Annotated in this window: 28 protein-coding genes; 17 read left to right on the top strand and 11 right to left on the bottom strand. The window is 51.7% G+C overall.

Annotation, left to right across the window (positions count from 1 at the left end):
• Positions 1-8 precede the first annotated feature (8 nt).
• The 5 genes from O6D90_RS11930 (at position 9) to O6D90_RS11910 (ending at position 5755) form a co-directional block, all read left to right on the top strand.
• Entirely contained in the window at positions 9-335 is a 327-nt protein-coding gene (locus O6D90_RS11930; protein ID WP_016153055.1) for a YnfA family protein, read from the top strand.
• A gap of 107 nt (positions 336-442) precedes the next feature.
• Positions 443-1657 (top strand): starvation-sensing protein RspA, encoded by a 1215-nt coding sequence (rspA, locus tag O6D90_RS11925; RefSeq protein ID WP_016153056.1) that lies wholly within the window; start codon positions 443-445, stop codon positions 1655-1657.
• A 13-nt stretch (positions 1658-1670) separates the two neighbouring features.
• Positions 1671-2690 carry a Zn-dependent oxidoreductase gene (locus O6D90_RS11920; protein ID WP_016156474.1) on the top strand — a complete coding sequence of 340 codons (1020 nt, stop codon included), beginning with the start codon at positions 1671-1673 and terminating at the stop codon, positions 2688-2690.
• 53 nt (positions 2691-2743) lie between these two features.
• Positions 2744-4123, top strand: a complete 1380-nt coding sequence (locus O6D90_RS11915) for an MFS transporter (RefSeq protein WP_016156475.1) — start codon at positions 2744-2746, stop codon at positions 4121-4123.
• Between the two features lie 165 nt (positions 4124-4288).
• Positions 4289-5755, top strand: a complete 1467-nt coding sequence (locus tag O6D90_RS11910; RefSeq protein WP_016156476.1) for a mannitol dehydrogenase family protein — start codon at positions 4289-4291, stop codon at positions 5753-5755.
• Positions 5756-5829: 74 nt separating this feature from the next.
• Here O6D90_RS11910 and ydfZ read toward each other — a convergent pair whose 3' ends face one another.
• The 3 genes from ydfZ to ydfG all read right to left on the bottom strand — a co-directional run bounded on the left by ydfZ (position 5830) and on the right by ydfG (position 7741).
• Entirely contained in the window at positions 5830-6033 is a 204-nt protein-coding gene (gene ydfZ, locus O6D90_RS11905; protein ID WP_016156477.1) for a putative selenium delivery protein YdfZ, read from the bottom strand.
• A 188-nt stretch (positions 6034-6221) separates the two neighbouring features.
• Positions 6222-6908 carry a GntR family transcriptional regulator gene (locus tag O6D90_RS11900; RefSeq protein ID WP_016153060.1) on the bottom strand — a complete coding sequence of 229 codons (687 nt, stop codon included), beginning with the start codon at positions 6906-6908 and terminating at the stop codon, positions 6222-6224.
• Positions 6909-6994: 86 nt separating this feature from the next.
• On the bottom strand, positions 6995-7741 hold the full coding sequence (ydfG, locus tag O6D90_RS11895) for a bifunctional NADP-dependent 3-hydroxy acid dehydrogenase/3-hydroxypropionate dehydrogenase YdfG (RefSeq protein ID WP_088582960.1): 747 nt from the start codon (positions 7739-7741) through the stop codon (positions 6995-6997).
• 137 nt (positions 7742-7878) lie between these two features.
• Between ydfG and dcp the strand changes: the two genes are divergently transcribed.
• Positions 7879-9924, top strand: coding sequence for a peptidyl-dipeptidase Dcp (gene dcp, locus O6D90_RS11890; RefSeq protein ID WP_016153062.1), 2046 nt, complete (start codon positions 7879-7881; stop codon positions 9922-9924).
• A 166-nt stretch (positions 9925-10090) separates the two neighbouring features.
• Here dcp and O6D90_RS26360 read toward each other — a convergent pair whose 3' ends face one another.
• Both O6D90_RS26360 and mgtS read right to left on the bottom strand, forming a co-directional pair.
• Positions 10091-10240, bottom strand: a complete 150-nt coding sequence (locus O6D90_RS26360; protein WP_367397983.1) for a YnfU family zinc-binding protein — start codon at positions 10238-10240, stop codon at positions 10091-10093.
• A 423-nt stretch (positions 10241-10663) separates the two neighbouring features.
• On the bottom strand, positions 10664-10759 hold the full coding sequence (mgtS, locus tag O6D90_RS11885; protein ID WP_003032406.1) for a protein MgtS: 96 nt from the start codon (positions 10757-10759) through the stop codon (positions 10664-10666).
• 486 nt (positions 10760-11245) lie between these two features.
• Here mgtS and urtA point away from each other — a divergent pair, with 486 nt between their 5' ends.
• From urtA to urtE, 5 genes are read left to right on the top strand one after another with little or no spacing between them, the layout of a single operon-like run.
• On the top strand, positions 11246-12517 hold the full coding sequence (urtA, locus tag O6D90_RS11880) for an urea ABC transporter substrate-binding protein (RefSeq protein ID WP_016156478.1): 1272 nt from the start codon (positions 11246-11248) through the stop codon (positions 12515-12517).
• Positions 12518-12560: 43 nt separating this feature from the next.
• On the top strand, positions 12561-14135 hold the full coding sequence (gene urtB / locus O6D90_RS11875) for an urea ABC transporter permease subunit UrtB (RefSeq protein ID WP_016156479.1): 1575 nt from the start codon (positions 12561-12563) through the stop codon (positions 14133-14135).
• Complete coding sequence (urtC, locus tag O6D90_RS11870; protein WP_016156480.1) at positions 14135-15208, top strand: urea ABC transporter permease subunit UrtC; 1074 nt, start codon at positions 14135-14137, stop codon at positions 15206-15208. The genes urtB and urtC overlap by 1 nt, the downstream gene beginning before the upstream one ends.
• Complete coding sequence (gene urtD / locus O6D90_RS11865; protein WP_016156481.1) at positions 15208-16005, top strand: urea ABC transporter ATP-binding protein UrtD; 798 nt, start codon at positions 15208-15210, stop codon at positions 16003-16005. The genes urtC and urtD overlap by 1 nt, the downstream gene beginning before the upstream one ends.
• Positions 16006-16014: 9 nt before the next feature.
• Positions 16015-16713 carry an urea ABC transporter ATP-binding subunit UrtE gene (urtE, locus tag O6D90_RS11860; protein WP_016156482.1) on the top strand — a complete coding sequence of 233 codons (699 nt, stop codon included), beginning with the start codon at positions 16015-16017 and terminating at the stop codon, positions 16711-16713.
• 40 nt (positions 16714-16753) lie between these two features.
• Here the strand turns inward: urtE and ydeE are convergent, their stop codons facing one another.
• On the bottom strand, positions 16754-17941 hold the full coding sequence (gene ydeE / locus O6D90_RS11855; RefSeq protein ID WP_016156483.1) for an efflux MFS transporter YdeE: 1188 nt from the start codon (positions 17939-17941) through the stop codon (positions 16754-16756).
• A gap of 198 nt (positions 17942-18139) precedes the next feature.
• Here ydeE and eamA point away from each other — a divergent pair, with 198 nt between their 5' ends.
• Positions 18140-19039: an O-acetylserine/cysteine exporter gene (eamA, locus tag O6D90_RS11850; RefSeq protein WP_016156484.1), complete on the top strand. Its 900-nt coding sequence runs from the start codon at positions 18140-18142 to the stop codon at positions 19037-19039.
• A 31-nt stretch (positions 19040-19070) separates the two neighbouring features.
• On the opposite strand, the gene marB is transcribed toward eamA, so the two are convergent.
• The 3 genes from marB to marR are packed head-to-tail and all read right to left on the bottom strand — an operon-like array spanning position 19071 to position 20156.
• A complete protein-coding gene (gene marB / locus O6D90_RS11845; RefSeq protein WP_016153071.1) occupies positions 19071-19289 on the bottom strand; it encodes a multiple antibiotic resistance protein MarB in 219 nt (72 codons plus the stop codon).
• 30 nt (positions 19290-19319) lie between these two features.
• A complete protein-coding gene (gene marA / locus O6D90_RS11840; RefSeq protein WP_003032424.1) occupies positions 19320-19703 on the bottom strand; it encodes an MDR efflux pump AcrAB transcriptional activator MarA in 384 nt (127 codons plus the stop codon).
• Positions 19704-19721: 18 nt separating this feature from the next.
• Entirely contained in the window at positions 19722-20156 is a 435-nt protein-coding gene (marR, locus tag O6D90_RS11835; protein WP_016156485.1) for a multiple antibiotic resistance transcriptional regulator MarR, read from the bottom strand.
• Positions 20157-20413: 257 nt separating this feature from the next.
• On the opposite strand from marR, the gene O6D90_RS11830 reads away from it, so the two are divergent.
• A complete protein-coding gene (locus O6D90_RS11830; RefSeq protein ID WP_016153073.1) occupies positions 20414-21079 on the top strand; it encodes a MarC family NAAT transporter in 666 nt (221 codons plus the stop codon).
• A 35-nt stretch (positions 21080-21114) separates the two neighbouring features.
• Here O6D90_RS11830 and O6D90_RS11825 read toward each other — a convergent pair whose 3' ends face one another.
• Positions 21115-22311: a sugar transporter gene (locus O6D90_RS11825; RefSeq protein ID WP_016156486.1), complete on the bottom strand. Its 1197-nt coding sequence runs from the start codon at positions 22309-22311 to the stop codon at positions 21115-21117.
• Positions 22312-22532: 221 nt separating this feature from the next.
• The gene (ptrR, locus tag O6D90_RS11820) at positions 22533-23408 is read right to left on the bottom strand and encodes a putrescine utilization regulator PtrR (protein ID WP_016153075.1); all 876 of its coding nucleotides are present in this window, start codon (positions 23406-23408) and stop codon (positions 22533-22535) included.
• A gap of 102 nt (positions 23409-23510) precedes the next feature.
• Here ptrR and sad point away from each other — a divergent pair, with 102 nt between their 5' ends.
• The 4 genes from sad (at position 23511) to O6D90_RS11800 (ending at position 26969) form a co-directional block, all read left to right on the top strand.
• Entirely contained in the window at positions 23511-24899 is a 1389-nt protein-coding gene (sad, locus tag O6D90_RS11815; RefSeq protein WP_016156487.1) for a succinate-semialdehyde dehydrogenase, read from the top strand.
• 175 nt (positions 24900-25074) lie between these two features.
• A complete protein-coding gene (glsB, locus tag O6D90_RS11810; protein WP_016153077.1) occupies positions 25075-26001 on the top strand; it encodes a glutaminase B in 927 nt (308 codons plus the stop codon).
• The gene (locus O6D90_RS11805; RefSeq protein WP_016153078.1) at positions 26001-26360 is read left to right on the top strand and encodes a DUF4186 domain-containing protein; all 360 of its coding nucleotides are present in this window, start codon (positions 26001-26003) and stop codon (positions 26358-26360) included. The genes glsB and O6D90_RS11805 overlap by 1 nt, the downstream gene beginning before the upstream one ends.
• 81 nt (positions 26361-26441) lie before the next feature.
• Positions 26442-26969, top strand: a complete 528-nt coding sequence (locus O6D90_RS11800) for a GNAT family N-acetyltransferase (protein WP_016156488.1) — start codon at positions 26442-26444, stop codon at positions 26967-26969.
• The last annotated feature ends 15 nt before the right edge of the window (positions 26970-26984 follow it).

Genomic DNA, 26984 nt, shown 5'->3' with positions numbered 1-26984 from the left:
TAACATCAATGCTTAAGACCACATTCCTTTTTTTCATCACCGCGTTATGCGAAATCATTGGCTGCTTTTTACCCTGGCTCTGGCTTAAGCGAGGGGCTACGGCCTGGCTGCTGATACCCGCCGGGATGTCACTGGCCTTATTCGTCTGGTTACTGACGCTACATCCGGCAGCAAGCGGGCGTGTGTACGCGGCCTATGGTGGAGTTTACGTGGTGACAGCGTTGCTTTGGCTACGTATTGTTGACGGCGTAAAACTTAGCCTGTACGACTGGTCAGGCGCGCTGGTGGCATTGTGCGGCATGCTGATTATTGTGGCTGGGTGGGGGCGCGCATAGCGCCTTTTTTGTGATCAATCAGCGTTTTTTTGATCTTCATACTTGTATGGTAGTAGCTCAGTTGGGTAAATTTCCTGCATCACAAGAACAAATGCAAGGAATAAGAAATGAAGATTGTTGGGGCTGAAGTGTTTGTCACCTGTCCGGGGCGTAATTTTGTCACGTTGAAAATTACGACAGACGATGGGATCACTGGGCTGGGAGATGCCACGTTAAACGGACGCGAGTTATCCGTAGCGTCCTATCTGAAAGATCATGTTTGTCCGCAACTGATTGGTCGCGATGCGCACCGAATTGAGGATATCTGGCAGTTTTTCTACAAAGGCGCGTACTGGCGTCGTGGTCCGGTCACCATGTCGGCGATTTCCGCGGTGGATATGGCATTGTGGGACATCAAAGCGAAAGCGGCGAATATGCCGTTGTACCAGCTGCTCGGCGGTGCATCTCGTGAAGGCGTTATGGTTTACTGTCACACCACAGGCCATACCGTTGATGACGTACTCGAAGATTATGCGCGCCATAAAGAGATGGGCTTTAAAGCAATTCGCGTGCAGTGCGGCGTGCCGGGTATGAAAACCACTTACGGTATGTCTAAAGGCAAAGGACTGGCCTACGAACCCGCCACCAAAGGGCAGTGGCCAGAAGAGCAGTTATGGTCAACGGAGAAGTACCTCGATTTCACGCCAACACTGTTTGAAGCCGTGCGCGACAAGTTTGGTTTCAACGAACATCTTCTGCACGATATGCACCACCGTCTGACGCCAATTGAAGCGGCCCGTTTCGGCAAAAGCATTGAACAATATCGTCTGTTCTGGATGGAAGACCCAACCCCGGCTGAAAACCAGGAATGCTTCCGCCTGATCCGCCAGCATACGGTCACGCCGATTGCGGTAGGGGAAGTTTTCAACAGCATCTGGGACTGCAAACAGCTTATCGAAGAGCAATTGATCGACTATATCCGCACCACCATCACCCATGCGGGCGGTATCACTGGCATGCGTCGAATTGCCGATTTCGCGTCGCTGTATCAGGTACGTACCGGTTCGCATGGACCTTCCGATCTGTCCCCAGTATGCATGGCCGCTGCGTTGCACTTTGATCTGTGGGTGCCGAACTTCGGCGTACAGGAATATATGGGGTATTCCGAGCAAATGTTGGAAGTGTTCCCGCACAACTGGACCTTTGATAACGGCTATATGCATCCTGGAGACAAACCAGGTCTTGGGATCGAGTTTGATGAAAAGCTGGCGGCGAAATATCCGTATGACCCTGCATATCTGCCTGTTGCTCGTCTGGAAGATGGCACGTTGTGGAACTGGTAAGGAGTGATTTGCTATGAAAAGTATTGTGATTGAAAAACCGAATACGCTGAATATTGCCGAGCTACCGGTACCAGAACCCTCTGCAGGCGAAGTCAGGGTTAGGGTGAAACTGGCGGGAATTTGTGGTTCTGACAGCCATATTTATCGCGGACACAATCCATTTGCAAAATACCCACGTGTGATTGGCCACGAGTTTTTTGGCGTGATTGATGCGGTAGGTGAAGGTGTTGACCGTTCGCGAATGGGCGAGCGAGTATCCGTTGATCCGGTTATCAGTTGCGGACATTGTTATCCCTGTTCAATTGGTAAACCTAACGTTTGCACATCGCTGGTGGTGCTGGGCGTGCATCGCGATGGCGGTTTTAGCGAGTACGCTGTCGTGCCAGAGAAAAATGCCTGGACGATCCCCGATGCCGTGCCTGCTGAGCATGCCGTTATGGTTGAGCCTTTTACCATCGCCGCAAACGTAACCGGGCAAATAAATCCAACAGAAAATGATATTGCGCTGATTTATGGCGCGGGTCCTATGGGGCTGACCACCGTACAGGCGCTTAAACGTGTCTATAAAGTAAAAACCGTGGTGATTGCTGACAGAATCGATGAACGCCTTAGCATGGCGAAGCAGTGCGGTGCAGACTGGGCAGTCAATAATAGTCAGCAATCGTTGCAAGATTTCCTGACGGAAAAAGGGCTAAAACCGACCATCATCGTGGATGCAGCTTGTCATCCATCTATTTTACAGGAGGCTATCACGCTGGCATCGCCAGCCGCGCGGATTGTTCTGATGGGCTTCTCCAGCGATCCTTGTCAGATTGTTCAACAAGGCATTACCGGGAAAGAACTTTCAATTTATTCCTCAAGATTAAATGCGAACAAATTCCCGGTTGTTATTGATTGGTTAGTCAACGGACTTGTCGATCCTAACCAACTTATTACCCATACTTTTGACTATCACCACGTTACCGACGCAATTGAATTGTTTGAGAAAGATCAGCAGCACTGCTGCAAAGTTTTACTCACATTCACTGAATAATATAAATAACTGCGAGTAAGTGGTACGCATCTTACCTCTTAGAGATAGCCAATATGAATCAAGAAAAACACGAAAGATCAACGAAGGATCTGGTCAGAGCCGCCGTATCCGGATGGTTAGGTACTGCGCTCGAATTTATGGATTTCCAATTATATTCTCTGGGGGCCGCGCTGGTATTCCATGAGATATTTTTCCCGGAACAGTCTGCAGCGATGGCGCTCATTTTAGCAATGGGTACCTATGGTGCAGGATATATTGCTCGTATCGTCGGAGCATTTATATTTGGCAAAATGGGAGATAGCATTGGGCGTAAAAAGGTGCTGTTTATTACCATCACCATGATGGGGATCTGCACAACATTAATCGGCGTACTGCCAACGTATGCGCAAATCGGTATCTTTGCTCCCGTATTGCTGGTGACGCTGCGTATCGTACAAGGGCTTGGCGCGGGGGCTGAAATCTCGGGCGCAGGGACTATGCTTGCTGAGTATGCGCCAAAAGGCAAACGTGGCATCATTTCCTCGCTTGTCGCCATGGGGACAAACTGTGGAACCCTTAGTGCAACTGCTATCTGGGCGGTGATGTTCTTTGCTCTTGACCGGGAAGAACTGTTAGCCTGGGGCTGGCGAATTCCGTTCCTGGCAAGTGTCGTGGTAATGATTTTTGCCATCTGGTTACGTATGAACCTCAAAGAAAGTCCGGTATTTGAGAAAGTTAATGATGAGGAAAATTCTCCTGCATTAAATAATTCGTCGGAAAATACACTAGGGGCGATGTTTACCAGTAAATCCTTCTGGCTGGCAACCGGTTTACGGTTTGGACAGGCGGGTAACTCTGGGTTAATCCAAACCTTCCTTGCTGGGTATTTAGTGCAGACGTTGTTATTTGATAAATCAATACCCACCGATGCTTTAATGATTAGTTCGGTACTAGGATTTATTACGATACCGCTGCTCGGCTGGTTGTCTGATAAGTTTGGTCGCCGGTTGCCTTATATTATTCTGAATATTTCGGCAATTATTCTGGCTTACCCAATGCTCTCAATCGTTGTGGATAAAACGTATAGTCCGGGCGTTATTATGACGGCACTGATTGTTATTCATAACTTTGCCGTATTGGGATTATTTGCTCTCGAAAATATTACCATGGCTGAAATGTTCGGTGCCCGTAACCGATTCACACGCATGGCGATTTCAAAAGAGGCGGGTGGGCTGGTTGCCGTTGGTTTTGGTCCGGTTCTGGCTGGTATCTTCTGTAACATGACTAACTCCTGGTGGCCAATTCTGGTGATGGTCATTGCCTACTCACTGATCGGTTTGGTTTCCGCGCTGCTGATGCCAGAGGTGAAAGACCGCGATCTGAGTGCGCTTGAGGATGCTGCTGAGGTGAGTAAAGCCGATAAGATGCGTTGTTCAGCGACCCAGACAAGCTAATCCACAGCCGCAGCATGAACGGAGGCGCTCGTTCTCCGTTTATGCTGGTACACAGCTTTAAGTGATGTCATACCAATCATTAAAAGCTTAATGCAAATCAAAACATACAACCATACAGGCGTTACTCTGAATCAATCCTGATTTCATTGATAAGTAGGTCATACCATGCAAAACAAGCTCTTAACGGCAAAGGCTGCACTTCCCGACTACGATCGTACAAAACTGGTCCCGCGTATTGTTCATCTGGGGTTTGGCGCATTTCACCGCGCACATCAGGGGGTTTACGCTGACATTCTCGCTGCAGATCACGGCAGTGACTGGGGCTATTGCGAAGTGAATCTGATTGGCGGCGAGCAGCAGATTGCCGATCTGAAACAGCAAGATAACCTGTATACCGTTGCAGAAATGTCTGCGGATGCATGGACTGCAAGAGTCGTGGGAGTGGTGAAAAATGCGCTGCATGCGCAGGTTGATGGTCTGGAAAGCGTACTGGCTGCGATGAGTGAACCGCAGGTTGCGATTGTTTCCCTGACCATTACCGAGAAAGGGTATTGCCATTCTCCGGCGACCGGTCAATTAATGTTAGACAACCCGATGATTGCCGCCGATCTACAAAATCCAAAACAGCCAAAAACTGCGCCAGGCGTTGTGGTTGAGGCGCTTGCACGTCGCAAAGCTGCGGGTTTAGCCGCTTTTACCGTGATGTCCTGCGACAACATGCCAGAAAACGGTCATGTGATGCGCAATGTTGTCACCGCGTATGCCCGGGCGGTGGATGCGGAACTGGCTGCGTGGATCGAACAACATGTCACATTCCCGTCGACAATGGTTGACCGCATTGTCCCTGCAGTTACCCAGGATACGCTGGACAAAATTGAACACATTACCGGCGTACGCGACCCGGCAGGCGTGGCATGTGAACCGTTCCGTCAGTGGGTTATTGAAGATAACTTTGTCGCTGGCCGCCCTGAATGGGAGAAGGCGGGAGCGGAGCTGGTTGCTGATGTCATTCCGTTTGAAGAGATGAAACTGCGTATGCTCAACGGTAGCCACTCTTTCCTTGCTTATTTGGGGTATCTGGCGGGATATCAGCATATTAACGATTGCATGGGCGATGAAAACTATCGCCTCGCCGCGCGCGCGCTAATGTTGCAGGAACAAGCGCCCACGTTAAAAGTGAAAGGAGTGGATCTTCCGCACTATGCCGATCTGTTAATTGAGCGCTACAGCAACCCGGCACTGCGTCATCGCACCTGGCAGATCGCGATGGACGGCAGTCAAAAACTGCCGCAGCGTATGCTGGACTCCGTTCGCTGGCACATTGTGCACGGTAGCCACTTTGAACTGCTGGCGCTGGGCGTGGCTGGCTGGATGCGTTACGTCGGCGGTGTGGATGATCAGGGCCAGGCGATTGAAATCAGCGATCCGCTGTTACCGGTGATCCAGAAAGCGGTGCATAGCAGTAACGAGGGCGAAGATCGTGTCCAGGCGCTGCTGGCGATCGATGCTATTTTTGGTCGTGAACTGCCGCAGGTAGAATTGTTCAAGAACCAGGTCACACAAGCCTATCTTGCTTTACTGGCTGAAGGGGCGAAAGCAACCGTTGCGAAGTATGCTGCAAAACTGAAGTAACGAGAACATCATTTAAGTCGCCATCTGGCTATAAACAGGCCAGATGGCGCATTGTTTTCTGGCATTCACACCAATTAGTTTATGCCCAAACGAATCAGTTCGAGGGGGGCATATTTACCTTCACACCCTTCGATTTCCACTGTTTTCCCGCGGCGAATTTGCTCAGCGGTCAGACCATCGGTATCTATCGCTGTAATGCGGCCTGTAAGTCCGGTGTCGCTAATCATGACGCGGCTGCCAGTGGTGATTGCGTTACGGTTACGATCGTATGTTTTCATGGTGTTTTCTCCTTTCCAACTTACCGTCAAAGCCCGTGGGCTCTAGTCCCACGTAACGGGCGCAATATAAATACGCTTCTCGTTAATGATTTTTTTTGTTTTCGATCAAAATCACAGCTTTTTTTATGCAGATGTGCGGGAGAGGGGAAAGCAGGAGAAACTCACCTCGGTGTGAGGTGAGCGTAATATTAATCTTCGCTGAACCAGTCGCTATTTTCCTGACGGATTAGCTGAACGGACTCACCAATTTCCTGGAGATGCAGCATCATTGCGCGCTCTACGGCATCGCCATCATGTTTCTCAAGTGCGGTAAAAATATCGTGATGCTGACGCAGCAGCATTTCAGGCGGAGAGATATGATCCAGGCTCATATAGCGAACGCGGTCAATCGTGGCCTTAATATTCTCAACGGTGTCCCAGGCGAGCTGGCACTCGGCGATTAAAGCCAGTTTCTGATGAAATTCGTCATCTAGCTGGAAGAAATCATTGATTTGTTTTCGATCAATCGCAATGCGCTGCTGATGCAGATTTTGTTCGAGCTGATAGCACTGTTTGTCGGTGATCAGTGATGCGGCGCGGCGGACCACGGCACATTCAATTGCCTGGCGAACAAAACAGCCGTTTTGCACCTGCGACAGCGAAATTTTGTTTACGTAGCTGCCACGCTGCGGGCGGATCTGAATCAGACCGTTCTCTGCCAGTTTGATGAATGCTTCTCGTACCGGCTGGCGTGACACATTAAAGCGTACGGAAACCTCTTTCTCCGACAGCGGCGTACCGGGCGCAATCAGACAGTGCACGATATCACGACGAAGAATACGGTAAATCTGTTGATTTACCGGTTGTGTAGGGTTGAGCTGCGTTTCTACGGTCATTCATTCTTACTTTTTAGAGAGTTAACCCGGAGATCTTATCACTTATTTCAGGCTATCTATACCCGGCGCAAGGCCGGGCAGAGAAATTAGCTCCGATGAATACTCAGTCCGGCAAAAGACTGCGTGACAGGCATCATTTCAAGGGTGTTAATGTTGACATGAGCGGGTAAGGACGCCACCCACCATACCGCTTCTGTAACATCTTGCGGGGTCAGCGCAGTGGTATTTTCGTAGGCTTTTTCAGCTTTAGCGTCATCGCCTTTGAAACGTACGTTAGAGAATTCCGTACCGCCAACCAGACCCGGTTCAATGTCGGTAACGCGAATCGCAGTGCCGTGTAAGTCAGTACGTAAATTCAGGCTAAACTGGCGAACAAACGCTTTGGTCGCACCGTAGACGTTCCCGCCAGCGTATGGCCAACTGCCCGCGGTAGAACCGATATTGATAATATGACCGCGGTTGCGCTCAACCAGGCCTGGCAGAACGGCACGGGTCATATAAACCAGGCCTTTGTTGTTGGTGTCGATCATATTTTCCCAGTCTTCAACGCTGGCCTTGTGGGCTGGCTCAAGGCCCAGCGCCAGACCCGCGTTGTTGACCAGAACATCAATATCGCGCCATTCAGCGGGTAAGGCGTTCAGCATCTCTTCAATTGATGCACGATTACGTACGTCCAGTTGCGCGGTATAGAGGCGGTCACCCAGCTCATCTTTGAGTTCCTGCAGGCGCTCCTGGCGGCGTCCGGTGGCAATAACTTTATGCCCATTCTCAATAAAACGACGCGTAATGCACTCACCAAAACCTGCGGTTGCTCCGGTTACTAAAACGATCATCTCACTGTTCCTCAACGCTTTTTATGTAGTACTACCATAGCACGTCATTTCCGTTCAGAGCTATTCCTGCTTAACGCGATTGCGGTCGATTCCCAGGAAGTCTACTCTGGTAAACAAATCGTTTTCAGGAGTGAAAGATGTCGTTAACGAATCCATTTTTACACCACAGCACATTGCCGTATCAGGCACCGCAGTTTGATCAGATCGACGTGCAGCATTATCGTCCAGCGTTTGATGAAGGCGTGCGGCAAAAACGCGCCGAGATCGACGCTATTGTGCAAAACTCACAGGTTCCTGATTTTGCTAATACGTTGCTGGCGCTTGAACAAAGCGGGGGGCTGCTCACGCGCGTGACCAGCGTTTTCTTCGCGATGACGGCGGCGCACACCAACGATGAACTACAGCGCCTTGACGAAGAGTTTTCCGCAGAGCTGGCGAACCTTGCCAATGATATTTATCTCAATGGCGCGCTTTTCGCCCGTGTCGAAGCTGTCTGGCAACGGCGTGGTACGTTAAGTCTGGATAGCGAATCAATACGTCTGCTGGAGGTCGTGTATCAGCGTTTTGTACTGGCCGGCGCCCGTCTGAACGAGACCGATAAAGCCAAACTTAAAGCGCTCAATACGGAGTCAGCCACGCTGACCAGCCAGTTCAATCAACGGTTGCTGGCAGCCAACACGTCAGGTGCTATGGTGGTGGATGATATCCGGCATCTGGAGGGGCTGAGCACAGAAGAAATTGCCGTTGCCGCCGAAGCTGCAAGGGCGAAAGGGCTTGAAGCGCGTTGGGTTATCCCGCTATTAAACACAACACAGCAACCGGCGCTTGCGGTTTTACGCGATCGTCAGACCCGCGAAAAACTGTTCACCCGCGCATGGACGCGGGCTGAAAATGATGATGGCAACGACACGCGAGCTATTATTCAGCGACTGGTAGCAATCCGGATGCAGCAGGCGCAACTGCTTGGTTTTGCCAATTACGCAGCCTGGAAAATTGCCGACCAGATGGCAAAAACGCCGGAAGCGGCACTGACATTTATGCGATCTATTGTTCCAGCCGCGCGGGCGCGGGCGTTGGATGAGCAGGCTGAAATCCAGAACGTTATCTTTCAAGAACACGAGTCGTTTAGCGCCGAGGCCTGGGACTGGTCGTTTTATGCCGAGCAGGTCCGTCGTGAGAAATATGACCTTGATGAGGCACAGCTCAAACCTTACTTTGCCCTGGATTCGGTGCTGAACGAGGGCGTTTTCTGGACGGCCAATCAACTCTTTGGCATCAAATTCGTTGAACGATTCGATATTCCGGTTTATCACCCGGATGTTCGGGTATGGGAAATATTCGATCATGATGGCGTAGGGTTAGCGCTATTTTACGGTGATTTCTTTGCCCGGGAATCAAAAAGCGGCGGAGCCTGGATGGGCAATTTTGTTGAGCAATCGCTGCTTAACGAAACCAGACCGGTTATTTACAACGTCTGTAATTATCAAAAACCTGCGCAGGATCAGCCTGCATTGCTACTGTGGGATGATGTTATTACGCTATTTCATGAATTTGGCCATACATTGCACGGTCTGTTCGCCACTCAGCGTTATGCCACGCTTTCTGGAACCAACACTCCGCGTGATTTTGTCGAGTTTCCTTCACAGATCAACGAACACTGGGCGAGCCATCCTCAGGTCTTTGCCCGTTTTGCCCGACATGTTGATACCGGGGAGCAAATGCCGCAGGCATTGCGGGATAAAATGCAGCGGGCCAGTCTGTTTAACAAAGGTTACGACATGACCGAACTGCTCAGCGCTGCATTGCTGGATATGCGCTGGCACTCTCTGGAGTTGAGCGAGTCATCTCATCCGGTCGATCAATTTGAACAGCAGGCGCTGGCGGCGGAAGGTTTGGATCTCAAGGCCGTGCCGCCGCGTTATCGCAGCAGTTATTTTGCCCATATCTTCGGTGGCGGCTATGCCGCAGGTTATTATGCCTATCTGTGGACGCAAATGCTGGCCGATGACGGCTATCAGTGGTTCGTAGAGCAGGGCGGATTAACCCGTGAAAACGGACAGAAATTCCGCGAAGCAATTTTGTCCCGCGGAAACAGCACTGATTTAACTGAACTTTATCGCCAGTGGAGCGGGCGTGAACCGCGCATGGAACCCATGCTGGAACATCGTGGTTTGAGCGCTTAAGACAGGTCAGCCAGAAAATTGAACCGGGCGTGGTGCCCGGTTGTTAGCTGGATTTTTTCTTTAGCAAAATGAATCGTTGTTGGGTATTGATGCCTTGCATCTCATAGAGACGCTCGGGTAGGGAGTGCTGCTGGTGAAAGGTCGGCATTGTTTTCCTGTTCTTACGTTACTTGACTGGTTTGCTTTGGGAAGGAAGGTAGGTATTGCCGCAGTTGGGGCAGACTAACGTTATGTTGTTTTTTATTCTCGACAGGCTGTGCATTGACTGGCGGCAGCAGTGAGGACAGGTACTTTTCACTGGTCGTAAAGTACGCATCTTAATATCTTTGAGTATCGACATATTGATTGTCCTTGTGATGGGGTGCTTACCATACACTATGAAGCAATAAATAGCTCATTTTATAACCATTGCGATGACATGGATTACTGTACGGTTTGCAAGAATCTCATTAGCGGCCAACATCACTTATAGAAGGTAGTTACGTTTCGTTTAACGTTCATTGGGGTTGTCGATGATAGATTAGCCAACTATCCGTTATCTTCGCAGGGAATTGCCAGGTAGCGTATAAAAGCAAAACACAAATCTATCCATGCAAGCATTTACCGCTGGTTTATCCGGCGGTTTTTTTTATCTGTACATCAGGGAAAAGGTGCCGGGAGGGGGAATTCAGGTAAAAAAATGGCCCCTTGTGCAGCTACGCAGCAAGGGGCCGGGTCGGTTCAGGACTATCTCCGTTCATCAATCATCCCATCTGTGGCTAAAATACGCGGCCAGGAAACCGGAAAATAAAATAATTCCCAGAACAGCCATAAAAATATTCATATTACCCAGCATAGTAAATGCTCCTTTATTTGTGAGTTTCCTCTCTTACCTTAAGTTCACCTCGCTTATGACTATAGTAGCAATTCAATCTTAAACAAAGGCTGAACTGTGTGATTATTTCGGCGGAAAAGTAAAATTTTGACGTGATTACGTCGGGAAAAATAAATAATAGTGACAAGGCACGGTTATCTGCGAACAAATAACCATATTTTTATACTGGGGCGCGCCGTTATGACCATGTGTGACAGACACAGATTGTTGCACGTTTATAATGCAGAGTTGTCTCATTGTGGTTCAATCTTTCACGCGATTAATCCTTCTGGCGGCAAAATTTAATACTGATTTTTGTGCCTAAAATTCTAACTCATTGATTTTATTTGATGTTTAAATATCTGGCATCGTTTTTGCCTTATCACTTCTGAATACCCTTAATTTGCACCGTTTTGTCTGCCCGGCTGCACCGGAGCTTTCAACAAGACTAATTTCAGGAGTGAAACTATGCAGCGTCGTACATTTTTAAAAGCTTTTGCGCTTTCCGCCTCTGTTGTCGCAATGGGAATGAGTTTTAGCGTTCAGGCGGCCGACACTATTAAGGTTGGCATCATGCATTCGTTATCCGGCACCATGGCTATTTCCGAAACGCCGCTGAAAGATGTGGCGTTGATGACTATTAATGAAATCAATGCGCAGGGCGGTGTATTGGGCAAAAAGCTGGAACCGGTGGTGGTTGACCCGGCTTCGAACTGGCCGTTATTTGCTGAAAAAGCACGTCAGTTACTGAGCCAGGACAAGGTAGCGGCGGTTTTCGGTTGCTGGACATCGGTTTCGCGTAAATCGGTTTTACCGGTATTTGAAGAATTGAACGGTCTGCTGTTTTACCCGGTGCAATATGAAGGTGAGGAGATGTCGCCTAACGTCTTCTATACCGGCGCTGCGCCTAATCAGCAGGCGATCCCGGCGGTTGAGTATCTGATGAGTGAGGACGGCGGCAGCGCTAAGCGCTTCTACCTGCTGGGTACGGACTATGTCTATCCGCGTACGACTAACAAAATTTTACGCGCCTTTTTGCATTCGAAAGGCGTGGCCGATAAAGACATCGAAGAAGTGTATACCCCATTCGGACACAGCGATTACCAGACCATTGTTGCCAGTATTAAAAAATTCGCCGCAGGGGGAAAAACGGCGGTGGTATCGACCATCAACGGGGATTCTAACGTTCCATTCTATAAAGAGTTAGCGAACCAGGGCCTGAAAGCCACGGATGTTCCGGTGGTGGCATTCTCTGTGGGTGAGGAGGAGTTGCGCGGTATCGATACTAAACCGCTGGTGGGCAACCTGGCTGCGTGGAACTACTTTGAGTCCGTAGATAATGCGGCCAACAAGAAGTTCGTCGCGGATTACCGGGCGTATGCCAAAGCACATAAGCTGCCGAATGCTGATTCGGTGGTGACCAACGACCCTATGGAAGCCACTTATGTTGGCCTGCATATGTGGGCGCAGGCAGTAGAAAAAGCCGGAACTACCGATGTGGATAAAGTCCGGGCGGCTATGGCAGGACAATCATTCGCGGCACCATCAGGATTTACCCTGACCATGGATGCGACCAACCATCACCTGCATAAACCCGTCATGATTGGCGAGATTGAAGGCAACGGCCAGTTTAACGTGGTGTGGCAAACCGAAGCGCCGGTTCGCGCCCAGCCGTGGAGTCCGTATATCGCCGGTAATGATAAAAAATCTGAACAGCCCGTTAAAACCGCCAGCAACTGATCTTACGCCCTCCTGCGGGAGGGCAACGCTTTGGAGAATGCTCATGAAAGCCATGCGCTTTATTCGTGGTGTGTTGTTGCTGACGTGGCTTTTGCCGTGGATAGCGCAGGCCGCAGATGCCGATACCTTTACCGCCGCCAACCGGACTCAGCAGGCCGCCTTACTTGAACAATGGTCGGTAAAACCCGACGTTCAACGCTTGCCGGTGCTCAAAGCGCTGAGTGATGAGAACCTGCTGACAGATAACGCGAAAAACGCGTTCATCATGAACGGCTCGCACGTACAACCGCTAGGAATGGCGGCAGGTCCGAACGGCGAGCTAAAAAAAATCCGCCTGACTAACCGCCTGCGTAATCTGGTTGCCGGAACCTTGGCCGTCCACCAGCTATTAAGTGACAGTGTCACGCAAAGGGGCGGGGCAGCGCGTACATTACAGCGTGAGGCCCAGCCGGGGATGCTGCCGTTTCTGCAGCAACGACTGGCCCAGGAGCCCGATGCTGGCGTGAAATCTTTACTGGCTATTGCACTGGCAAACCTGCAACTGACCAGCACCTCGCCTGAGATCAGACGTCAGGCAATCGAACTGCTAGGGGCGTCGAACGATCCTGAAACCCAGGCGCGCCTGCAGCCATTCACCCATGCTGAACATGAACCTGATGCCCGCGTTCGTGCTGCCGCTGACGAAAGCCTGAATTCCATCGCGCATCGCATGAAGGTTGGCGATCTTCTTGGACAGGCATTTATGGGATTGTCGCTGGGCTCCATTTTGCTGCTGGCGGCATTGGGTCTGGCGATAACCTACGGCTTACTTGGCGTCATTAATATGGCGCATGGTGAGATGTTAATGCTCGGCGCTTACGGTACCTGGATGGTGCAACAGCTGATGGGCCAGTTTTTCCCGCAATGGTTGGCCTGGTATCCGGTTATTGCGCTTCCGGTCGCCTTTTTGCTTACCGCTGGGGTTGGAATGCTACTCGAGCGCGGAGTGATCCGCCATTTATACGGGCGTCCGCTCGAAACCCTGCTGGCAACGTGGGGGATCAGTCTGATGCTTATCCAGTTGGTGCGTATGTCCTTCGGCGCGCAAAACCTTGAAGTCGCTAATCCGGAATGGCTTTCCGGGGGCATTCAGGTTTATGCCAATCTGATTTTGCCGTGGAACCGAATTGTGGTGCTTGGCTTTACCATTCTGGTGCTGTTCTTCACCTGGCTGTTGTTGAATAAAACCCGTCTCGGACTGCGCGTACGTGCGGTGACGCAAAATCGCAATATGGCGGCCTGCTGCGGCGTACCTACCGGACGAGTGGATATGCTGGCCTTTGGTCTTGGTTCAGGGATTGCCGGACTGGGGGGCGTAGCGCTCTCGCAGTTAGGCAACGTAGGACCGGAGCTAGGGCAAAGCTACATTATCGATTCGTTTCTGGTGGTGGTGCTGGGCGGCGTGGGACAACTCGCGGGGAGTGTAGCCGCTGCGTTTGGGCTTGGGATTTTCAACAAAATTCTTGAGCCTCAGGTGGGAGCTGTTCTCGGTAAGATTATGATTCTGGTGCTGATTATTTTGTTTATTCAGAAACGTCCTCAGGGGCTGTTCGCGTTGAAAGGGAGGGTTATTGACTGATGACGATGCCAATGACATTAACGCTGGCGCGTAAAGCGCCGCGCGCGACACGCATCCTGGGGCTGGGTTTACTGCTGACGCTGATTATTCTGCCGTTTCTGGCGCTGTTACCTGCGGATCATCCGCTGGCCATATCGGTGTGGACATTGACTCTGGCCGGGAAAATTCTCTGCTATGCCATTGTGGCGGTGGCGCTGGATCTGGTGTGGGGCTATGCGGGAATGCTCTCGCTGGGCCACGGTATTTTCTTTGCGCTGGGGGGATATGCGATGGGAATGTACCTGATGCGCCAGGCTTCCGGCGAAGGATTACCGGCCTTTATGTCGTTTCTGTCGTGGACCGAGCTGCCCTGGTTTTGGTGGGGAACGCAACATTTTATCTGGGCGATGTTGTTGGTTGTGCTGGTGCCGGGTCTGCTGGCGCTGGTATTTGGCTGGTTTGCCTTCCGTTCAAAAATCAAAGGGGTCTATTTCTCCATCATGACTCAGGCCCTGACTTTCGCCGGAATGTTACTGTTTTTCCGCAACGAAACCGGCTTTGGGGGAAATAACGGTTTTACCGGTTTTACCACCATTCTGGGATTTCCGGTGACCGCGACCTCAACCCGTATCGCGCTGTTTCTGGCGACGGTCATGCTGCTGGTGCTGGCAATATGGCTGGGACTGGCGCTGGCCCGCAGTAAGTTTGGTCGAATTCTCACTGCCGTGCGCGACGCCGAGAACCGACTGATGTTCTGTGGTTACGATCCGAAAGGTTTCAAGCTGCTGGTGTGGACGCTTTCCGCCGTGCTGTGCGGCCTGGCGGGGGCGTTGTATGTTCCGCAGGTGGGAATCATTAACCCCAGCGAAATGTCGCCGACCAACTCGATAGAAGCGGCGATTTGGGTTGCCCTCGGCGGGCGTGGAACCCTGATTGGCCCGGTATTTGGCGCCGTACTGGTGAACGGCGCTAAAAGCCTGTTTACCGTCATTATGCCGGAATACTGGCAACTGTTTCTTGGCCTGATCTTTATTGGCGTTACGTTGTTTTTACCTCGTGGTGTGATGGGTCTGTTTCGCAAGGGAGACAAATAATGCAGCCAGATGAAGGGCTTTTTACTCGCCAGATGCCAAGCGATCGGTTTCGCAACCAAACGGACCCGGTGCTCCAGCTGGAAAAAATTAACGTTAACTTCGATGGCTTCCAGGCGTTAACGGATCTCACGCTCAATATTGGCGTTGGGGAACTGCGTTGCATCATTGGTCCCAACGGTGCCGGAAAAACGACGCTAATGGATGTTATTACCGGCAAAACCAGGCCGCAAAGTGGTCGGGCGATATACGATCAGTCGACCGATTTAACAACGCTGGACCCCATCGCCATTGCACGTCAGGGGATTGGGCGGAAGTTTCAGAAACCCACGGTATTTGAAGCGTTAACGGTAGAGGAGAATCTGGAGCTGGCGCTGAAAAGCGATAAATCTGTCTGGGGCTCTTTACGGGCGCGCCTCACCGGCGAACAACGGGAGCGTATAGATGAAATACTGGCGCTGTTGCGGCTGGGCAACGAGCGGGCCCGCCGCGCCGGGCTGCTTTCTCACGGGCAAAAACAGTTTCTCGAAATTGGCATGCTGTTGGTACAGGAGCCACATTTACTGCTGCTGGATGAACCCGCGGCGGGTATGACGGATGCGGAGACGGAATACACTGCGGAGCTGTTTCGTAAGCTTGCCGGGAAGCACTCGCTGATGGTTGTTGAGCACGATATGGGATTTGTCGAAACCATTGCCGATCGCGTCACGGTCTTACACCAGGGACGCGTTCTGGCTCAGGGAAGTCTGCGCGAAGTGCAGGCCAACGAGCAGGTTATTGAAGTTTATCTCGGGCGTTAAGGAGCACAGATGTTGCAGGTGAAAGAACTGAATCAATATTATGGTGGCAGCCATATTCTGCGAAGTGTGAACTTTGAGGCGCGTATCGGCGAGGTGACATGTCTGCTGGGGCGTAACGGCGTGGGGAAAACGACGCTTCTGAAGTGCCTGATGGGGCTTATTCCTGCCCGCAGCGGGAGTGTGCTCTGGCAGGAGAAAAATGTCACTCACTGGAAGCCGCATCAGCGGGTCAGGGCCGGGGTGGCGTATGTACCACAGGGGCGCGATATTTTTCCGCGTCTGACGGTAGAAGAGAACCTGCTGCTCGGCCTTTCCCGTTTTTCAGCACAGGAGGCCAGACGTGTGCCGGATGATATCTATGCGCTCTTTCCGGTTCTACAGGAGATGAAACATCGGCGGGGCGGAGATTTGTCCGGCGGGCAACAGCAGCAACTGGCGATTGGACGAGCGCTGGCCAGTCGCCCGCAGTTGTTGATCCTCGATGAGCCCACGGAGGGGATCCAGCCGTCAGTGATTAAAGAAATTGGGCAGGTGATTTCTCAACTGGCGCACCGGGGTGACATGGCCATTTTGCTGGTGGAGCAGTTCTATGATTTTGCGCAGCAACTGGCCGACAAATACTTACTCATGTCGCGAGGCAGCATTATTCAAAGCGGTGACGGTAAAAATATGGAGTCCGACGGCGTTCGAGGGCTGGTCGCCATTTGAGATTCGCGACAGAGCGGCTTTGGCTCTGTCGCGATCATCATTAGCAGACCGCCGTCTGGCCCCAGGGTTTGGCGCGCATGCCTTTTATCATTAGCGCCCAGGCAAGCACGATCGCCACCATCAGCGCCACAAACAGCGACCACGGCGGCAATGTGGTTAAAATGACGCCGCTGACTAATGGGTTTACCGCTGCGCCCAACCAGCCTAACGACTGGGCGGAAAAATAGCTGGCTTTCATTCCTGCAGGCGCGATGTTGTCGATGAGCATGTATTCACCCGGTGCGTAAATGACTTCGCCGATAGTGAAAAAGGCCGCAGAAATGCCCCATAACACCAGGTTGTTGCCGGAGAAGGTAAAGCCAACCAGACCGACCACAAAGAACAGCGTGCCCACAGTCATTAGCGGGCGGATATTGGTGGCGGTGAGCCTGCGCCCGAGGGCATATTGCAGTGATACCACAATGGCGGCGTTAACAGGCAGGACGACTGCCACCACTTTCTCGGCAAAATCGCCGTCTGCAACCACCATAACGTATTGCGAAATACAGGACGCAAAGGCACCACCAACGAATGACGCCAAAAATGCGGACAGCGTAAACCAGAATAATGCTCTGTCGCGCAGCAGTACCGAGGGGGACCAAACTGCCGTGTTCAAACCTTCTGATGCTGCTGGTGAACGTTTTACCCAGGTCTGGATAAACACCAGAGGGAGTGCTGAACATGCAGCAGCGAGCCAGAATGGCAGGTTAATGCTTTGCATCACCAGTAGCGTACCCAGCGGTGGGCCTACGGTCCAGCCGATGTTCAGCACGGTATAGTTAAGCGAGAAAATTTTTGTCTTGTTGGTCGCCGAGAGATTATCGGCAAACCAGGCTTTCAGCACCGTGGCGAAGACGGAGTAGGCGCAGTTGATCAGGGCAAAGAGCAAAACCACTACCACTACGTTATGCACCAGTGGAATAGCAATAAAGCCAGAGGCAAAGCCGCAGATAGCCAGCAGCATATAGCGTTTTTTATCAAACTTGTCGGCCAGAATACCAAAGCCAAGGCTGAACACGACGCCAATGGTCAGTGCGACCGTCATCGCATAACCGATCAGGTCGACGCTCAGATTGTACTGTCGGCTGAGGTAGATCGTCATAAAGGGCAGCGTGGCGCCACGCCCAATCGTTAATAACAATGATGACGCGAGTAACGCGAGAGTGGACCTTCTCAGAGAGATATTCATTTTCCTGCCCGACAATGCATGTTGTTATGTTTTTTTTAGATATCAGAAACAAATAGCATGCTAAAAGTGTGATGTACACTCAATAAGTTGTCCGAAAATGCCCTGTGCGGCCTACCTGAATTAATGATCTGTTACGGGACAATGATTTCCGTTACTTTAATTTGTTTACAAAAATTTAATATTCGCAGGGGCGGTGGTATGTCGCGTAAAGACGGGTTATTAGCGTTACTGGTCGTTGTGGTTTGGGGGCTGAACTTTGTCGTCATCAAAGTGGGGCTACACAATATGCCACCCTTAATGCTGGCAGGGTTGCGTTTTTTACTGGTGGCATTTCCGGCGATTTTCTTCGTTGCCCGGCCGAAAATTCCGCTTTCACTGCTGCTCGGCTATGGGCTGACCATCAGTTTTGGGCAGTTCGCGTTTCTCTTTAGCGCCATCAAATTCGGTATGCCTGCCGGGTTAGCTTCTCTGGTATTACAGGCTCAGGCGTTTTTCACCATCATTCTGGGGGCATTCGCCTTTGGTGAACGTCTGCAAGGTAAACAACGGGTAGGAATTGCGCTGGCCATATTTGGCGTGCTGGTGCTGATTGAGACCAGTCTCAACGGACAGCATGTTGGCATGCTCGGTTTTATGCTGACGTTGGCGGCGGCGCTAAGCTGGGCCAGCGGTAATATCTTTAATAAAAAAATCATGCAGCATACGTCACGCCCGGCGGTGATGTCGTTGGTGGTATGGAGTGCGTTGATTCCTGTTGTCCCATTCTTCCTCGCCTCAATACTTCTCGATGGCCCAACGCAAATTATCCAAAGCCTGGTGACGATAGATATGACCACCATTCTGTCACTGGTTTATCTGGCGTTTGTGGCAACCATTGTGGGTTATGGCATCTGGGGATCTTTACTCGGGCGTTATGAAACCTGGCGTGTCGCGCCGTTGTCGCTGTTGGTGCCGGTTGTTGGACTGGCGAGCGCGGCCGTGCTGCTGGATGAAACGCTTACCGGATTACAACTGCTCGGTGCGCTGCTGATCATGGCAGGATTGTACATTAATGTGTTTGGCTTTCGGTTGCGTAAGACTGCGCAGGCGAGAGGGTAAAAAAAAGCCCCGCAGTGACGGGGCAAAAAAATTACAGGTTGCGCATATTGTAATAAGGCACACCTAATTCGTCGGATTTGTCGCTGCCTGCACCCATATGATTAAAATCGAACGGGGACCGATCGTGCGCAGGCGGCATAATCATCGCGTCACGACTGTTTTGTGTGGCAGGTTGCGCGGTCTGTTCCGCCATGCTCTGGCCCGAAACAACATACAGCAGGGCCAGCATCGCATAAGACAGAAGTTTCATGATTTCCTCGGTTATGTCGTTAACTGGCGATTAGCAATTACATTGATTGAGTGGCAGCAAATAGCGTGATTCGCCGTGCATATTCGTCATACGGTATTTATGCGGTGGAACATCAAAATAGTTTTTGAATGTCCGGGTCAGCGTTTGCTGGGACTCAAAACCGTAACGCTCCGCCAGATAAAGGATCGGCTCGTTACTCTCTTTTAATTTTTGCGCTATTTCAGTCATTTTACGGCTACGGATGTATTGACCCAGTGAATGGCCGGTTTCTTTTTTAAACATCCGTTGCAGGTGCCATTTGGAGTAACCTGAACGCTCTGACACCTTTTCCAGCGAGAGCGGCGATTCAAGGTTATTTTCGATCCAGTCCAAAATGCTATGAATAGTGATTGTGTCAGTATTGCGTCTGGACATCGTCATACCTCTTTCTGTTTACGGCAGGATTTTCTTAAGCAAATGCTCAAGCGTGGTCACTTCATCCGCCGTTAAGTTTTTTGTTAGTTCCTGGTGCAGGTCTTGCCCTACTAATTGATGACACTGCTCGCAAATTGCCGCGCCATGTTCGGTGAGTTTCACCAGCACGCCTCGCTTGTCATGTGGATTCGGAAGCCTTTCTATCCAGCCTTTACAGGCCAGCCTGTCCAGCATCCGCGTCAGGGCGCCGAGATCGACAGACAGCACTTTTTTCAATTCGACAGGGGTAATACACACCGCGCAACGGATGGAGCAGAGCACCTTGAACTGCGATGCCGTGATATCCAGCGGTGACAGATAGTCGTTTAGCAAACGATCTTTTTTCTGATTAACCATGTAGATCAAACGACCCAGTGGGATGATTTCGTTAAACAGATCACTGGTGCTTTTCACAATGGTTGCCCTGGCAAGTAGTTAGTCACGGCTGATATTATTGCTTAGGCAAATATAAGTCAAATGAATGGATCAGCAAATGCCACGTTTTGCTAAATCATCAGACTCAATTTCTGGCGAGTGGAATTTTAACGGTTTGAAAATTATGGCTTATACGTGCGGATGAAAAATGAATCCTTACACCGCGAAAATGGCTTATCTCCCGGATTTCACCGTATACTTGCCGTTGACGATTAACGCACAGGAAAGATGACATTATGATGGACTTGTTTAAAGCAATAGGACTGGGGCTGGTAGTCCTGTTACCGTTGGCAAACCCGTTAACCACCGTGGCGTTGTTCCTCGGCCTTGCCGGCAACATGAACAGCGCAGAGCGTAACCGTCAGTCACTCATGGCGTCCGTTTACGTGTTTGCCATCATGATGGTGGCGTATTATGCCGGACAACTGGTGATGAATACCTTCGGGATTTCGATTCCCGGGTTACGTATCGCGGGTGGGTTAATCGTTGCGTTTATCGGCTTTCGAATGTTGTTTCCACAGCAGAAGGCACATGACTCTCCGGAAGCGAGAAGCAAATCAGAAGAACTGGAAGATGAACCGACGGCGAATATTGCATTTGTTCCGCTGGCCATGCCAAGCACCGCGGGTCCGGGTACGATTGCAATGATCATCAGCTCGGCGTCCACCGTGCGTCATGGGGCTGAGTTTCCTGACTGGGTGATAATGGTCGCACCGCCGATTATTTTTGCCGTGGTCGGGGTTATCCTGTGGGGTTGTTTGCGCAGTTCTGGCGGAATTATGCGCCTGGTCGGTAAAGGTGGTATTGAGGCGATCTCCCGTCTGATGGGCTTCCTGCTGGTATGTATGGGCGTGCAGTTTATTATTAACGGCGTGCTGGAAATCATTAAAACTTACGCTTAAAACAACGTGCCCGGTATTGTCTACCGGGCACGCTTTTATGAATGCTGAGGCTGCTCTTCCAGTGATACTGGCCATTTACGGAAGATAATCACCGACCATATGAACGCCACAATCGCAGGCACTGCACCTACGTAACCAATCGTAGACATTGACCAGTGCAGACTCACCTGATTTCCCACCAGCGCGCCAGCGCCTATCCCGATATTAAAGATACCAGAGAAAAGGGCCATTGCGACGTCGGTGGCATCCGGGGCCAGCGCCAGCACTTTGACCTGCATACCCAGGCCTATCAACATAATGGCGATGCCCCAGAATATACTCAGGACGGCCAGATGCATTTCGCTGTCCGCTGCGGGCAGTAACAGCACCAGGCACACCGTCAGCAGGGCAATGGCGCTACTAATCAATACGGAAGCATGTTGATTACCCAGCTTGCCAAAAATGACGCTACCGACAATACCTGCGCCACCCAGAACCAGCAGCAGCACGGTGGCAAAGTTTGCGCTCAGTCCGGCGACGGTCTGTACAAACGGTTCGATATAGCTGTAGGCCGTGTAATGCGCGGTGACCACAATCACCGTCAGCAGATACAGGCTCATCAATGCCGGACGGCGGAATAAAACCGGCAGGCTTTTTAATGAACCGGAATGCTCACTGGGTAATTTTGGCAGGAGCTTAATCAAGCAAAGTAGGGTGACTAACGCCCCCATACCGATGGCGAAGAAGGTAGTACGCCAGCCAAAATACTGGCCAACGATGCGCCCGATAGGCAGGCCTAACACCATCGCCAGCGCGGTACCGGTCGCAATCAGGCTGAGAGCCTGCGCGCGTTTCCCGGCAGGAGCCAGGCGAATCGCCAGCGATGCGGTGATCGACCAGAAAATCGCGTGGGCAAAAGCAATACCAATACGGCTGATCACCAGCACGGTAAAATTCCATGCCAGGAAAGAGAGAACGTGGCTGGCGATAAAAACGACAAACAGGCAGATCAGAAGTTTGCGGCGTTCTACCTGGCTGGTAAGCAGCATGAAAGGCAGCGACATCAGGGCGACAACCCAGGCGTAGATCGTCAGCATGATCCCGACCTGAGCGGTCTGCATATTAAAACTTTGTGCGATGTCGGATAACAAACCGACAGGGACAAACTCGGTGGTATTGAAAATAAAACCGGCAATGGCAAGCGTAACTACCCGAAGCCACGCGACCTTGCGGGAAACAGTGTCTGTTGTCATATCAATTAGGTGGATTAGCTGCGAAAAGGTAAGGCCACGATCTTAAAACTTTTGCTGGCTAAAATACAATCATTTCGTGATGCAGTTCTCATTTCATTGACTGGGTGGCAAAATTGACTGCCGAACATTTCGCGTAATTTTAACTATTTCATTATTAATGAAATTCCGGGCGTGCGAATTCACCCGGAACGCTATTTATGGCGTTGTTTGAGAATCGCGAATTATTCCGTGCTTTTCGACAACTGAGGGTTCAATACCTCAATAAACGCTTCCAGTTGCCTCGTCATTGCCCCTCTGCGCCAGACCAGCCACGTATTCAGCCAGCGCCAGTTTTCGCTTAGCGGCCAGGCGTGGACCTGATGGTGCCCTGGCATGCTCTCCAGCATCGAACGCGGGATCAGCGCGATACCCGCACCGGCAATGACGCAAGCCAGCATGCCGTGATACGACTCCATTTCATGAATGGTGCCGGGCATTGCGCGATCGGCATGAAACCAGCTTTCAAAATGGCGACGATAGGAACAGTTGGCGCGAAAGGCGTAAATGCTGCAACCGTTAACGTCGCTGGCCCGCTGGATAGGGGGATGACCGTGCGGAGTGACTATCATCATCTCTTCACGGTAGACCGGCATTCCTTCAAGACCTGGATGAGTAATTGGGCCGTCGACAAAGGCGGCGTTCAGCGTCCCGTCGAGCACGCCGTCCAGCATCGTGCCTGAAGGACCTGTCGCCAGCGCAAACTGAATTTTGGGGTAACGCTGATTATATTCAGCCAGCGTGGCGGGGATCCGCACAGCGGCAGTACTCTCGAGCGAGCCAAGAGAGAACAACCCCTGCGGTTCATCGCCGGCGACGACCATTCTCGCCTCGTCAACCAGGGCGAGGATCCGCTGGCTGTAGCGTAAAAAATTGTGCCCGGACGGGGAAAGCCGCAAACGCTGATTTTCACGAATAAACAGATCGACGCCAAGGTCGGCTTCAAGCTGGCGAATACGGGTGGTGAGATTGGATGGCACGCGATGCACCTTCGCGGCGGCCTGCGTAATACTGCCTGTCTCCGCGACGGCGTTGAACATTTCCAGTTGCGTCAGATCCATAATGTTCTCTGTTCGTGAATGGTGTGGTTAATATTATTCATTTTTCAGAAAGAGTAAATATGCGCATGATATGACCATACCCTGCGATAAAGAGAGGCACTTATGACTATCACAGCAGCAACACATGCGATTTCCGTTAACCCTACCAACGGTGAAAGGTTGGCGGCAATGCCGTGGGCCAGTACTGAAGAGATTGCACATGCGCTGAGCCTTGCCGCGAATGGCTACAGTGAATGGAAACACACTGCCGTTGAGCACCGTGCGCAAACGCTGCGTCATATCGGGCAGGCTCTGCGTCATCGCGCGGAAGAGATGGCGCAGTGTATCTCACGTGAAATGGGGAAACCCATCAAGCAGGCGCGTGGTGAAGTTGCCAAATCAGCCGCATTGTGTGACTGGTACGCCGAACATGGACCGGCGATGCTCAACCCGGAACCTACGCTGGTGGAGAACAACCAGGCGGTGATTGAATATCGCCCCGTTGGAACTATTCTGGCGATCATGCCGTGGAACTTCCCGCTCTGGCAGGTACTTCGCGGCGCCATTCCAATTCTGCTGGCCGGAAATGGCTATCTGTTAAAGCATGCGCCAAACGTAACCGGCTGTGCTGCGATTATCGCGCAGGTTTTTGCTGATGCGGGCGTTCCCGCGGGTGTTTATGGTTGGGTGAATGCCGATAACGCCGGGGTAAGTCAGATGATCAATGACCCGCGTATCGCGGCGGTAACGGTGACGGGCAGCGTTCGAGCTGGTGCGGCGATTGGTGCTCAGGCGGGTGCGGCGCTGAAAAAATGCGTGCTTGAACTGGGGGGTTCCGATCCGTTTATTGTCCTTAATGATGCTGACCTCGATCTGGCCGTTAAGGCGGCGGTCGCCGGTCGTTATCAGAATACCGGGCAGGTTTGTGCGGCAGCAAAGCGCTTTATTATCGAAGAAGGAATTGCGCCAGAATTTACGGCTCGTTTTGTGGCGGCCGCGAGCGCGCTCAAAATGGGCGACCCGCTGAACGAAGAAAACGATCTGGGTCCGATGGCAAGATTTGATCTGCGCGATGAGCTGCATCAGCAGGTCGAAGCCACCCTTGCCGAAGGCGCGCGGTTACTTCTCGGCGGGGAAAAAATCGCGGGTCAGGGCAATTACTATGCCGTGACGGTTCTGGGGGATGTCACCCCGGAGATGACGGCTTTTCGTCAGGAGCTGTTTGGCCCGGTTGCAGCGATTACCGTTGCAAAGAATGCGGAACATGCTTTAGCGCTGGCTAATGACAGTGATTTCGGCTTATCAGCCACGGTGTTCACCGCGGATGAAGCTCTGGCGCAGAAGATGGCGTCACGCCTGGAGTGTGGGGGCGTATTTATCAATGGTTACAGCGCCAGCGATGCCCGCGTTGCTTTTGGCGGCGTGAAAAAAAGTGGTTTTGGCCGCGAGCTTTCACACTTTGGTCTGCATGAGTTTTGTAATGTACAGACCGTCTGGAAAAACCGCCTCTGATGGTTTGGGTGCCTCCGACGGGGGCACCGGCCTTAATTCTGCAATGTTTCTGTCTACGGCATGAATCTCACCCGCTCATGCAGACCGTGGCCAGATTCCGCCTTCCGGCCTGACGCTGCGTATTCAGCTCTGTTATACTCGCAGGCCTTTCATACCTGCGAGCAAGGAGCATGTTGTGGCCAGGGCCATGGACAATTCAATTTTAGAGACCATTGTGCAGCAGGTTCGTCCGCTGATTGGTCAGGGTAAAGTCGCTGATTACATTCCTGCCTTAGCTTCTGTCGACGGTTCAAAACTGGGTATCGCTATTTGCACCGTCGATGGGCAGCACTATCAGGCGGGGGATGCGCAAGAGCGCTTTTCTATTCAGTCAATTTCAAAGGTGCTCAGTCTGGTCGTGGCGATGCGTCACTATCAGGAAGATGAAATCTGGCAACGTGTCGGCAAGGATCCTTCCGGGCATCCTTTTAATTCCCTGGTGCAGCTGGAAATGGAGCAAGGGATCCCACGCAATCCCTTTATCAACGCCGGGGCGCTGGTGGTTTGCGATATGCTGCAAGGACGTCTGAGCGCACCGCGTCAACGGATGCTGGAAGTGGTACGGGCGCTAAGCGGCGTTTCGGATATCGCCTATGATGCGACGGTGGCGCGTTCTGAGTTTGAGCACTCGGCGCGTAACGCGGCTATTGCCTGGCTAATGAAGTCCTTTGGCAATTTTCACCATGACGTGACCACCGTTTTGCAAAATTACTTTCACTACTGCGCACTGAAAATGAGCTGTGTGGAGCTGGCGCGCACGTTCGTCTTTCTGGCAAATCAGGGACATGCTTTTCATCTTGCTGAGCCCGTGGTGACGCCCATGCAGGCCCGACAGATCAACGCGCTGATGGCGACCAGTGGCATGTATCAGAACGCAGGGGAATTTGCCTGGCGAGTGGGCTTACCGGCGAAATCTGGTGTGGGGGGCGGTATCGTGGCTATCGTGCCTCACGAGATGGCGATTGCCGTCTGGAGTCCGGAACTGGATGCGGCGGGAAATTCGCTGGCGGGTATCGCCGTGCTGGAGCAATTAACGCAACAACTGGGGCGCTCGGTTTACTGATGAACACGCTCGATCCTCTTTTTGCCCGGCTGGCGAAATCAACGTTTCGCTCGCGGTTTCGCCTTGGCCAGAAAGAAAGGCAGTATTGTCTGGATAAAGGCGCGCCGGTTATCGAACAACATGCCACGGATTTTATTGCCAAACGGCTGGCGCCCGCGTTTCCTGCCAATGACGGTAAGCAGACACCCATGCGCGGGCATCCGGTATTTATCGCTCAACATGCCACGGCGACCTGTTGTCGGGGATGTCTGGCGAAATGGCATGATATCCCTCAGGGTGTGGCGTTAAACGATGAACAGCAGCGTTACGTTGTCACGGTTATCTATCACTGGCTAGTGATCCAGATGAACAAGCCATAGATAACATAATCCTATGATATGACTCCTTGTGTTGTGCAATTGTTAAAAGCAGTATGAAGGGGTCATTCTAAGGAGAAAAAAATGGCTTCCTGTAAACCCTGCTTTGTGCTGAGCGCGGCCCAGATTCTGTCGAGAATCGGTGAGTTCAGCGACATCCTTGAAACATGCGTCAATGATGGCGCCTCTGTCAGCTTTATGCTCCCTTTTAGTGGTGATAAATCACGGCCTTTCTGGATGAGCGTCGCGCAAAGCGTTGACCGTGGAGAAAGGATTGTTCTGGGTACGCAGAACGCACAGGGGGTGCTTGTCGGTACTGTCCAGCTCATTATCGATCAACCCGAAAACCAACCTCATCGTGCTGATGTCGCCAAGCTGCTGGTTCACCCCTCAGCGCGGCGCGGTGGGGTTGCCCGGACGTTGATGAACGAACTCGAAAACTGCGCGCGTCAGCAAGGGAAAACGCTGCTGGTGCTTGATACAGCGACGGGCAGTGGTGCTGAGTTGTTCTACCACAATTCTGGATGGCAAAAAGTAGGGGTGATACCGGACTATGCAAAAATGCCTGACGGGAAGCTGACCGGAACCACACTTTTCTACAAAACTCTCTAATTTGTCGCCGGGGAT

The organism is Citrobacter sp. 21OH12SH02A-Citro, from assembly GCF_027919895.1.
In the GTDB taxonomy this organism is placed as follows: Bacteria; Pseudomonadota; Gammaproteobacteria; order Enterobacterales; family Enterobacteriaceae; genus Citrobacter; species Citrobacter braakii.
This window is presented reverse-complemented; position numbering and strand designations above follow the sequence as displayed.